Annotated in this window: 11 protein-coding genes, 1 pseudogene and 1 riboswitch; of the genes and pseudogenes, 7 read left to right on the top strand and 5 right to left on the bottom strand. The window is 68.6% G+C overall.

The features are described from left to right. Nucleotides 1-342 (bottom strand): annotated as a pseudogene (locus BMG07_RS37175) (RNA-binding protein); the annotation flags it as partial. A gap of 260 nt (nucleotides 343-602) precedes the next feature. Beyond that, a riboswitch (yybP-ykoY riboswitch) is annotated at nucleotides 603-782 on the top strand. A gap of 20 nt (nucleotides 783-802) precedes the next feature. Here BMG07_RS37175 and BMG07_RS37170 point away from each other — a divergent pair. The 4 genes from BMG07_RS37170 to BMG07_RS37155 all read left to right on the top strand — a co-directional run bounded on the left by BMG07_RS37170 (nucleotide 803) and on the right by BMG07_RS37155 (nucleotide 3,862). Next, on the top strand, nucleotides 803-1,366 hold the full coding sequence (locus BMG07_RS37170) for a TMEM165/GDT1 family protein (protein WP_198088684.1): 564 nt from the start codon (nucleotides 803-805) through the stop codon (nucleotides 1,364-1,366). Nucleotides 1,367-1,492: 126 nt separating this feature from the next. Continuing rightward, nucleotides 1,493-2,656: a homoserine O-acetyltransferase gene (locus BMG07_RS37165; RefSeq protein WP_198088683.1), complete on the top strand. Its 1,164-nt coding sequence runs from the start codon at nucleotides 1,493-1,495 to the stop codon at nucleotides 2,654-2,656. Next, nucleotides 2,653-3,243 carry a methionine biosynthesis protein MetW gene (metW, locus tag BMG07_RS37160; protein ID WP_198088682.1) on the top strand — a complete coding sequence of 197 codons (591 nt, stop codon included), beginning with the start codon at nucleotides 2,653-2,655 and terminating at the stop codon, nucleotides 3,241-3,243. Before BMG07_RS37165 ends, metW begins: the two co-directional genes overlap by 4 nt. A 31-nt stretch (nucleotides 3,244-3,274) precedes the next feature. Beyond that, complete coding sequence (locus BMG07_RS37155) at nucleotides 3,275-3,862, top strand: YigZ family protein (protein WP_198088681.1); 588 nt, start codon at nucleotides 3,275-3,277, stop codon at nucleotides 3,860-3,862. Here the strand turns inward: BMG07_RS37155 and BMG07_RS37150 are convergent. Beyond that, nucleotides 3,807-4,736 (bottom strand): ion transporter, encoded by a 930-nt coding sequence (locus BMG07_RS37150; protein WP_374221401.1) that lies wholly within the window; start codon nucleotides 4,734-4,736, stop codon nucleotides 3,807-3,809. The genes BMG07_RS37155 and BMG07_RS37150 overlap by 56 nt on opposite strands. Before the next feature lie 98 nt (nucleotides 4,737-4,834). On the opposite strand from BMG07_RS37150, the gene BMG07_RS37145 reads away from it, so the two are divergent. Then, nucleotides 4,835-5,335, top strand: coding sequence for a polymer-forming cytoskeletal protein (locus BMG07_RS37145; RefSeq protein ID WP_198088680.1), 501 nt, complete (start codon nucleotides 4,835-4,837; stop codon nucleotides 5,333-5,335). Between the two features lie 45 nt (nucleotides 5,336-5,380). On the opposite strand, the gene BMG07_RS37140 is transcribed toward BMG07_RS37145, so the two are convergent. Continuing rightward, nucleotides 5,381-6,169: a DUF72 domain-containing protein gene (locus BMG07_RS37140; protein ID WP_198088679.1), complete on the bottom strand. Its 789-nt coding sequence runs from the start codon at nucleotides 6,167-6,169 to the stop codon at nucleotides 5,381-5,383. Nucleotides 6,170-6,260: 91 nt separating this feature from the next. On the opposite strand from BMG07_RS37140, the gene BMG07_RS37135 reads away from it, so the two are divergent. Both BMG07_RS37135 and BMG07_RS37130 read left to right on the top strand, forming a co-directional pair. After that, nucleotides 6,261-7,772 carry a M20 family metallopeptidase gene (locus BMG07_RS37135; RefSeq protein WP_198088678.1) on the top strand — a complete coding sequence of 504 codons (1,512 nt, stop codon included), beginning with the start codon at nucleotides 6,261-6,263 and terminating at the stop codon, nucleotides 7,770-7,772. Then, a complete protein-coding gene (locus tag BMG07_RS37130; protein ID WP_198088677.1) occupies nucleotides 7,769-8,626 on the top strand; it encodes an alpha/beta hydrolase in 858 nt (285 codons plus the stop codon). The genes BMG07_RS37135 and BMG07_RS37130 overlap by 4 nt, the downstream gene beginning before the upstream one ends. Here the strand turns inward: BMG07_RS37130 and BMG07_RS37125 are convergent. Both BMG07_RS37125 and BMG07_RS37120 read right to left on the bottom strand, forming a co-directional pair. Next, the gene (locus BMG07_RS37125; RefSeq protein WP_198088676.1) at nucleotides 8,598-9,782 is read right to left on the bottom strand and encodes an MFS transporter; all 1,185 of its coding nucleotides are present in this window, start codon (nucleotides 9,780-9,782) and stop codon (nucleotides 8,598-8,600) included. The two genes, BMG07_RS37130 and BMG07_RS37125, sit on opposite strands and share 29 nt — an antisense overlap. Continuing rightward, a partial coding sequence (locus tag BMG07_RS37120) for a DUF4132 domain-containing protein (RefSeq protein ID WP_198088675.1) occupies nucleotides 9,779-11,346 on the bottom strand: 1,568 nt, incomplete at its 5' end. The genes BMG07_RS37125 and BMG07_RS37120, both read right to left, overlap by 4 nt.

The raw sequence follows: 11,346 nt of genomic DNA, 5'->3' as shown, positions 1-11,346 counted from the left end.
GCCACCACCGCCGCCGCCGTAGCCACCGCCGCCATAACCACCACCGCCGCCACCGCCGTAGCCGCCACCACCACCGCTACGGGGAGGGCGTGCTTCCATGGGACGTGCTTCGTTGACGACAACGCTGCGGCCGCCCAGGGGCTGGCCGTTCATGCCGTTGATGGCGGCCTGTGCTTCCGCGTCACTGCCCATCTCGACGAAGCCGAAGCCCTTCGAGCGGCCCGTGTCGCGCTCCATCATGACCTTGGCGCTGGTCACTGCGCCGAACTGGCCGAAGGCCTGCTCGAGATCACCGTCGCGCACCGAGTAAGGCAGGTTGCCGACGTACAGTTTGTTGCCCATCAAGGGACTCCTATAAACACATCAAGAAAAGCGATGGAGTCCCGAAAGCATCACTCAAACGAGAGCCGTCGAGTCGCGCGAAACTGACCGATCACCGAACTGCCTCCCCACCAAAATGAAGAGGGAGGCTCGTGCATTATGGGTGAAATATCCGAATTGCAAGCAGGAATTTGCGTCTTGAGGTAGCACCTGTGAAAACAATCAAAAGCGAGCGCACGCTTACCCGATCGGGCGAGGCCCTTGGCGCCGCGGGTAGAATTGCGCCCGTCATTGGGGAGTAGCCGCCTTCCGATTTGCGAGAGGGGCCCGCGTCAACAGACTTGTCCTGCCCCACACAGGACATGGCGCGTGCAGTGAGAAAACACCTGGCGAGACCTTTGACCGTGCAACTTCGGGAATATGGCCGAAGGTGTTGCACGGTCAATTGCGTCCTTCGGCCAAGAAACCCCACGTTCAAAAAATGGAAGCTTTTCTCGTTGCAACCGGCGTAGTTGCGCTCGCCGAAATGGGCGACAAGACCCAACTCCTGGCCCTCTTGCTCGCAGCCCGTTTCAGGAAACCCTGGCCGATCGTCCTCGGCATCCTGGCCGCCACCATCATCAACCACGCGCTGGCCGGCGCGGTCGGCAACTACATCACGCGCTGGCTCGGGCCCGAGGTGCTGCGCTGGATCCTCGGCGGCTCGTTCATCGCGATGGCCGTGTGGATGCTGATTCCCGACAAGCTCGACGACGACGATGCGCCGGGCGTTTCCAAGTTCGGCGTCTTCGGCACCACCGTGATCGCGTTCTTCCTGGCCGAGATGGGCGACAAGACCCAGATCGCCACCGTCATGCTGGCCGCCCGCTTCACGCACGACTACTTCTGGGTGGTCGCCGGCACCACGCTGGGCATGATGCTGGCCAATGCGCCGGTGGTGTGGCTGGGCGACAAGATCGTCAAGCGCGTGCCGATCAAGCTCGTGCACGGCATCTCGGCCGCGATCTTCCTGGTGCTGGGCGTGATCATGATCATCGGCTGGTAACGCCACCCCATGGGGCGATATACTGCCCCTGCGCCGATTTGCTACAGCTTGCGGGCGCTTTATAAATTCTGCTAAAGACGGCTGCCGGACCCGGCTCGTTTTTGGCGAGGCCGGGTTTTTTCATTCATGTCGTCGTCACCTCCCTTGGTCGTCACTTCGCAGTCGATGCAGTTCGCGGGCCCGCTGGCCCTGCGCAGCGGCGCATCGATCAGCGACTACACGCTCGCCTACGAAACCTACGGCACCCTGAACGCCGAGCGCAGCAACGCGGTGCTCGTGTGCCATGCGCTCAACGCCTCGCACCACGTGGCGGGCGTCTACCAGGGCCAGGCCCGCTCCGAGGGCTGGTGGGACAACATGGTGGGCCCGGGCAAGCCGGTCGACACCGACCGCTTCTTCGTGATCGGCGTCAACAACCTCGGCTCCTGCTTCGGCTCGACCGGCCCGATGCACGTCAACCCCGCCACCGGCCGCGTCTACGGCGCCGACTTTCCGGTGGTCACGGTCGAAGACTGGGTCGACGCCCAGGCCGTGCTGCTCGACGCGCTGGGCATCCGGACGCTGGCGGCGGTCATGGGCGGCAGCCTCGGCGGCATGCAGGCGCTGTCGTGGACCTTGCAGTACCCCGACCGCGTGCGCCACGCCGTGGTCGTGGCCAGCGCGCCCAACCTCACGGCCGAGAACATCGCCTTCAACGAGGTGGCGCGCCGCGCCATCGTCACCGACCCCGACTTCCACGGCGGCCACTTCTACGAACACGGCGTGGTGCCCAAGCGCGGCCTGCGCATCGCCCGGATGATCGGCCACATCACGTACCTGAGCGACGACGTGATGAACGCCAAGTTCGGCCGCATCCTGCGCAGCGCCGTCGAGGGCGAGACCGTGGGGCTCGACTACCGCTACTCCACGCAGGACGTCGAGTTCCAGATCGAGAGCTACCTGCGCTACCAGGGCGACAAGTTCAGCGAGTACTTCGACGCCAACACCTACCTGCTGATCACCCGCGCGCTCGACTACTTCGACCCCGCGCGCAGCCACGGCGGCAAGCTCAGCACCGCCTTCGCGAACGCCACGGCCAAGTTCCTGCTCGTGAGCTTCAAGACCGACTGGCGCTTCTCCCCCGCGCGCAGCCGCGAACTGGTGAAGGCGCTGCTCGAGAACCGCCGCAACGTGAGCTACGCCGAGATCGACGCGCCGCACGGCCACGACGCCTTCCTGCTCGACGACGTGCGCTACATGGGCGTGGTGCGTTCCTACTTCGAGCGCGTCGCCAAGGAGTTCCCGCAATGAGCGACCTCGACCACCAACGACTGATCGCCGAGCTCGTGCCCAAGGGCTCGCGCGTGCTCGACCTGGGCTGCGGCGACGGCGCCCTGCTCGACCTGCTGCAGCGCGAGCGCGGCTGCTCCGGCTACGGCGTGGAAATCGCCGACGGCAACGTGCTGCAGTGCGTGCGGCGCGGCGTCGACGTGATCCAGCTCAACCTCGACGAAGGCCTGTCGATGTTCGACGACGCCTCGTTCGACGTGGTGCTGCAGATCGACACGCTGCAGCATCTGCGCAATGCCGAGGTGATGCTGCGTGAGACCGCGCGCGTGGGCCGCGCCGGCATCGTCGCCTTCCCGAATTTCGCGCACTGGCCCAACCGACTGAGCATCGCGCGGGGGCGCATGCCCGTGACGCGCCGCCTGCCCTACCAGTGGTACGACACGCCCAACATCCGCGTCGGCACCTTCAAGGACTTCGAGGTGCTGGCGGGCAAGAACAACTTGCGCGTGCTCGACGCCTTCGGCCTGCAGAACGGCCGCGACGTGCGCTGGCTGCCCAACGCGCGCGCCAGCACCGCCGTCTTCAAGTTCGAGCGCGGCGGCGGCTGAAAGCCCTGGCGCGCATGACGGAGCGCACCGCATGAGCTTCACGCTGGCGCAGCCGGTCCACAGCGAGCTGCTCATCAAGAAGAGCCGCTTCATCGGCTGCGTGCAGCCGGTGGCCGACCGCGCGGCCGCGCTGGCCGTGGTCGCGTCGCTGCGCGCCGAACACCCCGCCGACGCGCACGTGTGCTGGGCGCTCATGGCCGGCGGCCAGTCGGCCGCGAACGACGACGGCGAACCCGGCGGCACCGCCGGCCGGCCGATGCTCGAGGTACTGCGCCACCAGCAGGTCGAGGGCGCGCTTGCGACCGTGGTGCGCTATTTCGGCGGCGTGAAGCTGGGCGCGGGCGGTCTCGTGCGGGCCTACACCGACGCGGTGGCGCAGGCCCTGCTCGGCGCCACGCTGGTGCCGCTGCTGCGCCAGCGCAGCCTGCGGTGCGTGGTGCCTTATGCGCTCGAAGGCCTGGTGCGGCGCGAACTCGCGGCAGCCGGGGCGGTGCTCGACAGCGTGCGCCACGACAGCGACGTGCACTTCGCCTTCACGCTTGCCGAGCCCGACGCCGATGCCTTCATCGCCCGCCTTGGCGATGCCGCGCAAGGGCGCGTCGCCTGGCCGACGGAGTGATCCTCTTTGCCGGTACCGCCGGCGCGGGCGTCGTCATTGCCAGCACACCGCGCGGCGCCACCGGCAGCGGCTGCGCTTTGTCATCGGGCCCGCGACGCGACATCTCGGCCGTCACGATGCCGGTCGGCACCGCCAGCACGCCCCAGCCCAGCAGCATCATCACCGAGGCGATCGCGCGGCCCAGGTCGGTCTTGGGCACGAGGTCGCCGAAGCCCACGGTGGCCATCGTCGAGATGGCCCAGTAGATCGCCACCGGAATGCTCGTGAAGCCGTGCTCGGGCCCTTCGACCACGTACATCAGCGTGCCCATCACCAGCACCACCAGCATCACGAAGCCCACGAACACCGTGATCTTCCGGCGGCTCGAGGCCACCGCCAAAACCAGCGCGCGGTACTCCACCGAGTAACGCGATAGTTTGAAGATGCGGAACACGCGCAGCAGCCGCAGGATGCGCACGTCGATCAGGTAGGCCAGCTCGGGCGCGAAGGCCACCAGGAAGGTCGGCAGCAGCGCGAGCAGGTCGATCACGCCGTAGAAGCTCAGCGCATAGCGCAGCGGCTTGTTCACGCAGCACAGCCGCGCGATGTACTCCAGCGTGAAGAGAATCGTGAACACCCACTCGAGCGCGTTGAACAGCGGGCGCCACTGGTCGCGGATCGACTGCACGCTGTCCAGGATCACCACCAGCACGCTGGTGACGATCACCGCGATCAGCGCCAGGTCGAACCACAGGCCCGCGCGCGTGTCGGCCTCGAAGATCACGGTGAACAGCGTGCGCCGCCAGCCGTGCGCGGGCTTGTCGAAGCGCGAGTCGGTGGCGGCGGGCGTGGAGAGGGCTTCGAGGTTCGGGCGGGTCATGCGGGACATTGTCATGTCCAGGGCGACTTATTCAGTTACGCTTCTTGCGCAATGAAGTGCCGCATGCCGTGAGTGCGTTCTTACGATAGTCCCCTTTCTTGAGGAGCTCCCCATTGGCTACACAGTCCCCCTTCTTCGGCAAGCGTGACCGAGACACCGACTCGTTGACTTCCCGCCCCGCCCCGCTCGTCGGCGCAGGCACCAATCTCTCGGGTACCCCCGTCAATCCTTCGTCGCTGACCGCGCAGCAAGGCGGCCTCAATGCAGCGGCGGCCCCCGTCGCCAAGGAAGGCGGCAGCAAGCTCACCGTCGGCCCCAACATCAAGCTCAAGGGCGTCGAGATCACCGATTGCGACACGCTCGTGGTCGAAGGCCTGGTCGAGGCCACCATGGACTCGCGCCTGATGCAGATCGCCGAACAGGGCGAGTTCAAGGGCTCGGCCGAAATAGACATCGCCGAAATCCGCGGCGTGTTCGACGGCAACCTGACCGTGCGCGAAAAGCTCGTCATCCACTCGACCGGCAAGGTCACGGGCAAGATCCGCTACGGCAAGATCGTCATCGAAGAAGGCGGCCAGCTGTCGGGCGAGATCAGCTTCGGCGCGAAGGGCTGACCGCCCCCAAGGCCTACCGCAGTCTCTGCGCTGTCCGGCCCGTCATCAGGCCGGCGGCGTCCATCCCAGGCGCTCCAGCAGGGCACCGGCCGCGGCCGGTGCCTTTTCCTTGGCGCCGTTGATGAAATAGACGAACACGTCGCGCTTCTTCGGCGACTCGGCCCACCCCTGCGCGCGTTCGGCCCAGGTGTCCAGCGCCTTCGGCGCGTAGCCGGTCTTGAGCTTGGCGTCGGCCATCATGAGCCGCGCATAGGCGAAGTCGCCCTCGGGCTCCTCGAACGACGGAAACTTGTCGGCGTCGGTGAACACCGTCGACACCTTGTGCTTCTTCGCGAGCGCCTTGTACGCGGGCACCATGAAGCTTTCGTGCCGCACGTCCATCACGTGGCGCAGCACGCGGCTGCCCTCCTTCTTCGGCAAGAGCGCGAGGAAGGCCTCGAAGTCTTCCGCATCGAACTGCTTGGTCGGCATGAACTGCCACACGATCGGGCCGAGCTTGTCGCCCAGCTCGGCCACGCCGCTGTCGATGAAGCGCTTGATCGAATCGCCCGCGCCCGACAGCAGCTTGCGGTTGGTCGCGAAGCGCGAGGCCTTGAGCGAGAACATGAAGTCGGCCGGCGTGTCGTCGTGCCACTTCCTGAAGGTCTCGGGCTTGAAGGTGCTGTAGTAGGTGCCGTTGATCTCGATGGCGCTGACCTTGCGGCTCGCGTAGTTCAGTTCCTTCGCGTGCGCGAGCCCCTTGGGGTAGAAGTTGTCGCGCCAGGGCTCGTAGGTCCAGCCTCCAATACCCACCTTGATGTCTACCTTGATCCGAGTCGATGCTGACTTGCTCACATGGCCCTCCGGTTGAGATCGCCCGCACTCTACGCGCGCTCGCCTCAAGGCGCAAAATGCGTTTTTTCGTTTCCCCGCGGAGAACCCACCGATGAACGCCCCCCTGCACCGTGAAATGCCCGCCGGCACGCTCGACGCCGCGCGCGCCCTGTCCGACGTCACCGCCCAATGGGACGGCGACATCGTGCGCCAACTCACCGACTACATCGCCATTCCCTCGAAGTCGCCCGGCTTCGACAAGGACTGGTCGGCCAACGGCTACCTCGACACCGTGCTGCGCAATGCCGCCGCCTGGGTCGAGGCGCAGAAGGTCGAGGGCCTGAAGCTGGAGATCGTGCGCCTGGAAGGCCGCACGCCGGTGCTGTTCTTCGAAGTGCCGGCCAGCGGCACCGACATGGACGAGACCGTGCTCATGTACGGCCACCTCGACAAGCAGCCCGAGTTCACCGGCTGGCGCAACGACCTCGGCCCCTGGACGCCCAAGTACGAGAACGGCCTGCTCTACGGCCGCGGCGGCGCCGACGACGGCTACGCGGTGTACGCCAGCGTGGCCGCGCTGCAGGCGCTCAAGGCCCAGGGCGTGGCGCATCCGCGCATCGTCGGCCTGATCGAGACCTGCGAGGAGAGCGGCTCCTACGACCTGCTGCCCTATGTGGACGCGCTGCGTCCGCGCCTGGGCAACGTCGAGCTGGTGATCTGCCTGGACTCCGGTGCCGGCAACTACGACCAGCTGTGGCTCACCACCTCGCTGCGCGGCATGGCCAGCGGCACGCTCAAGGTCGAGGTGCTGACCGAAGGCATTCACTCGGGCGACGCGTCGGGCCTCGTGCCGTCGAGCTTCCGCATCATGCGGCAGGTGCTCGACCGCCTCGAAGACAGCGCCACCGGCCGCCTGCTGCCCGCGAGCTTCCACTGCGAAGTGCCGGCCGACCGGCTGGCGCAGGCCAAGGCCACCGCCGCCATCCTCGGCGAAGAGGTCTACAAGCGCTTCCCGTGGGCGCACTATGACTGCGGCGGCTCGACCATGTTCGCGCTGCCGACCACCACCGACCCGGTCGAGGCCCTGCTCAACCGCACCTGGAAGCCCACGCTGTCGGTCACCGGCGCCGAAGGCTTTCCGGCGCTGAAGGACGCGGGCAACGTGCTGCGCCCCTACACCGCCTTCAAGCTTTCGCTGCGCCTGCCGCCGCTGGTCGACGCGGCCGAGACGGTGCAGACGCTCAAGGCCCTGCTCGAGGACAACGCGCCCTACCAGGCCCGCGTCACTTTCGAGAGCAACGGCGGCGCCACCGGCTGGAACGCGCCGACCATCACGCCGTGGTTCGAGGACGCGCTCAACAAGGCCTCGCGCGCGCACTTCGGCGCCTCGTGCGGCTACATCGGCCAGGGCGGCACGATTCCGCTCATGAACATGCTCAGCGCCGGCTTCCCGAAGGCGCAGATGATGGTCTGCGGCGTGCTCGGCCCCAAGAGCAATGCGCACGGCCCCAACGAGTTCCTGCACGTGCCGTACGCCAAGAAGCTCACGGCCGCCGTGGCCGAAGTGATCTCCGCGCTGCCGGCCGCGCACCGCGCCGCCGCATCGGAGCCGGTGGCGGCTTGAACGAGGCGCTGCCTCTGCCGCAGCGCGTGTCGCTGTCCACGCCGGACGGCGAAACGCTGGCCCTGCGCCGCTTGCCGGCGCCCGGCCCGGCGCGGGCCGTCGTCGTGGTGGTGCACGGGCTCGGCGAGCATGCGGGGCGCTACCACGCGCTGGCGGAATGCCTGCACGAATGGGGCTTCGCGGTGTGGGCGCACGACCACCATGGCCACGGCGAATCGACCGGCGCGCGGGGCGGGCTGCCGAGCGAGCTGCGGCTGGTCGACGACCTCGCGCTGGTGATCGACGACGCGCGCCGCATGAACCCCGGGCTGCCGCTGGTGTTGCTGGGGCACAGCCTCGGCGGGCTGGTGGCCGCGAGCCTGGTGGCGCGCGGCGTGCGGCCGGTCGAGGGGCTGGTGCTGTCGTCGCCGGGGCTCGACCCGGGCCTGAGCGGTTTTCAGAAGGCGCTGCTCGCGGTGCTGCCGCGCATTGCGCCGAACCTGCGCGTGGGCAACGGCCTGGACGACAACTACCTCTCGCACGACCCGGCGGTGGTGCAGGCCTACCGCGACGATCCGCTCACGCACGACCGCATCGGCAGCCGGCTCGCGCGCTTTCTGGCGTTCGAGGGCACGTCGGTGCAGCAGCATGCCGCCAACTGGCCCGTGCCGACCCTGCTGCTCTACGCGGGCGACGACCGGCTCGTGAGGCCGGCAGCGAGCCGCGCGTTTGCCGCCGCCACCGCAGCGGGCGGCAAGGTCGAAGCGCATTGCTTCGACACGCTGTACCACGAGATCTTCAACGAGCTCGAAGCCGAGCCGGTCTTCGAGGCCCTGCAGCGCTGGCTCAACCAGCGCTTCCCGCCGCGGGCCTGAGGGCGCGCTGCCTGCGCGCGAGCCAGACCAGCGCCGCGCCCGTCAGCACCACCGGCACCAGCGAGCCGAGGTTGAGCAGGCGCCAGCCTTGCGTCGTCACCAGCACGCCCGAGGCGAAAGACGTCACCGCCAGCGTCGCGAACACGCAGAAGTTGAGCGCGCCCTGCGCCCGGTCGCGCTCCTCGGCGGTGTAGGCCGTGAGCGAGAGCGTGGTGCTGCCGGTGAACAGGAAATTCCAGCCCACCCCCAGCAGGCACAGCGCCACGATGAAGTGGTGCAGCTCCACGCCCGAGAGCGCGACCGCGATGCAGCCCAGGTTGAGCAGCAGCCCGGCCCCCATCACCGGCAGCGCGCCGAAGCGGCGGATCAGGTGGCCGGTGAAGAAGCCCGGCGCGAACATGCCGATCACATGCCATTCGAGCACCAGCGCCGCGTCGGAAAACGGCAGGCTGCAGATCTGCATGGCGATGGGCGTGGAGGCCATCAGCAGGTTCATCACGCCGTAGCCCAGCGCGCCCGAGGCGGCCGCGACGATGAACACCGGCTGCCGCATGATCTCGCGCAGCGGCCTTCCGCCCATGGCCTGCTTGCGCGTCAGCGTGGGGGGGAATTCGATGAAGCACATGACTGCCATCGACAGCAGCGCGACCACCGCCAGCGCAACATAAGCGCCCGCGAACGGCACCGCGAAAGCCTCGCGCGTGGCCGATGCGAGGTTGGGCCCCGCGACCGCGCCGATGAGCCCGCCGGCCATCACCACCGACACCGCCTTTTCGCGCCACGCCGGCGCCGCGAGTTCGGCCGCGGCAAAGCGGTAGAGCCCGGCGTTGGCGTTGTAGTAGCCCGCGACCACGGTCGCGAAGCACAGCAGCCAGAAGTTCTTCGTGACCGCCGCGTAGCAGCACAGCAGCGCCGACAGCAGCGCCACCGCCAGGCCGATCTGGAACGAGCCGCGCCGGCCGAAGCGTTGCTGCGTGCGCGCCACCAGCCCGGTGGTGAGCGCGCCGCCCACCACGTAGCCCATGACCGGCAGCGTCGCCATCCAGCCGTGCGGCGCGATGCCCAGCCCCACCAGTCCGTTGATGGCGATGAAGGTGACGTTGTTCGTCAGGAACAGGCCCTGGCAGATGGCCAGCAGCCAGAGGTTGCGGTTCATGGCGCGGGCCGGATCGCGCGCTGCAGGTCGCGCTCGATCTCGCTGAAGACGATCGGCGACAGGTCGCCCAGCGTGCCGTCGGCGCCGTCGAGCGTCACCGTGCCCACGGTCTGCAGGTCCTTGCCGTCGATGCTGTCCTGCACGAACCAGCCTTCGTCGAGCAGCAGGCGGATGCGGCGCCCGCTGGGCACGCCCTTGTGGAAGCAGTTGACCATGCCGCCGTCGCCCACTTCGCGCAGCCAGCCGCGCTGCTCCAGGCCCATCAACGCGGCGTTCGACACCTGGCGGCCCGCCCAGTGCGGCATGTCGCGGCGACCGCGCAGCGATTCGTCGCGCGTGAAGATCGGGCGCATCAGCTGTTCGAAGGGCTGCACGATTTCGTAGTCGGCCAGCACGGCGGCCCAGGCGGTGGCCAGCGACGGGTCGAGCGCCGCGAGTTCCAGCGGATGCGCAATGCCGATGCGCGCGGCCTCGGGCAGCTTGAACGCGTCGTCTTGCAGGTCGGTCAGCTCGCCCTCGGCGTTGATGCGGAAGGTGCCGGCCAGCGCGTTCGACGCATCGAACAAGCCCCACACCAGCGGTCGGCTGAAAACGCGCAGCACCGGATGGTTGGCGAAGAACGGCAGGAACTCGGCGGGCTCCCAGCGCCGCTGCGCGCACATGGCGGCTTCGAGGCGGCGCAGCTGCGCGGCGGCGACGGTCTTGGCGAGCTTGCGCAGGTCCTTGAGCTGCGCGGTCGCGGCGGCGGCCTTGCCCGCGTCGTCGTTGGCACCGGGCTTGGGCAGCGTCTTGAGCGCCTTGCCGGCGCTGGTGTGCACCACGGGCTGGAAGCCGTCGTCCATGCGCACCTCGAAGCTGCGCGGGCCGAAGTCGAGCGTGAGCCGCGCGCGGGTGTCCAGGCCCAGGTCGGGCACGGTGCGGTCGGCCAGCTGGTCCAGGCTCAGGCCGCGCTGTTCGGCCACTTCGCCGAGCATGCGGTCGGCGCGGGTGCGCAGGTCGTCGTAGCGGGTCTGGCGCGCGAGTTCGGACAGGTGCATCAGGGCGGCGTCGCTGCCGATCTCGCCGAGCATCGCGGTCGCGTCGTAGGCGCGCACGCGGTCGAGCGCGGCGCGCCACTGGCGCAGCAGGCCGAACAGCTGGCGCGCGGTTTCGTCGTCGCCCAGGCGGCCCTGCAGCGCGAACATCCAGCGCTCCTTGGCCGGCCGGCCGTTGCCGATCCACCAGCCCAGCAGCGCGCGGCCGAAGCGCGAGAGCGAGTCGGGCGTGAGCGCGTCCAGCAGGCCCTGCAACCCCGGATAGGGCATGTCGGGCTTGCCGAGCATCATTGCCATCAGCACGTCGGGCACGGCGGCCTGCGGCAGTGCGTGGCCGCCTTGCCGCAGCACCAGGCGAGGCAGCATGGCCAGCGGCAGGGTCTTGGGCACCACGGGCAGGCTGTCGGGCAGCAGGTCTTCGGGGGCGATGGCGAGCAGCTGCGCCACCGCGTCGGCGGCTTCGGCGCCATAGGCCGCGGCCTGGTCGCGCACCGCGCCGGCGTGGCCGGCGCCGTGGAGCCAGCGCAGCG

It is taken from the genome of Variovorax sp. E3 (assembly GCF_016082275.1).
Classification (GTDB): Bacteria; Pseudomonadota; Gammaproteobacteria; order Burkholderiales; family Burkholderiaceae_C; genus Variovorax.
This window is presented reverse-complemented; position numbering and strand designations above follow the sequence as displayed.

What these genes read in the sequence shown, in the direction of transcription:
- BMG07_RS37125 (WP_198088676.1), bottom strand. Translation starts at nt 9,782, where the DNA reads ATGAACCGCAACCTCTGGCTGCTGGCCATCTGCCAGGGCCTGTTCCTG.
- BMG07_RS37170 (WP_198088684.1), top strand. Translation starts at nt 803, where the DNA reads ATGGAAGCTTTTCTCGTTGCAACCGGCGTAGTTGCGCTCGCCGAAATG.
- BMG07_RS37165 (WP_198088683.1), top strand. Translation starts at nt 1,493, where the DNA reads ATGTCGTCGTCACCTCCCTTGGTCGTCACTTCGCAGTCGATGCAGTTC.
- metW (WP_198088682.1), top strand. Translation starts at nt 2,653, where the DNA reads ATGAGCGACCTCGACCACCAACGACTGATCGCCGAGCTCGTGCCCAAG.
- BMG07_RS37150 (WP_374221401.1), bottom strand. Translation starts at nt 4,736, where the DNA reads ATGACAATGTCCCGCATGACCCGCCCGAACCTCGAAGCCCTCTCCACG.
- BMG07_RS37155 (WP_198088681.1), top strand. Translation starts at nt 3,275, where the DNA reads ATGAGCTTCACGCTGGCGCAGCCGGTCCACAGCGAGCTGCTCATCAAG.
- BMG07_RS37135 (WP_198088678.1), top strand. Translation starts at nt 6,261, where the DNA reads ATGAACGCCCCCCTGCACCGTGAAATGCCCGCCGGCACGCTCGACGCC.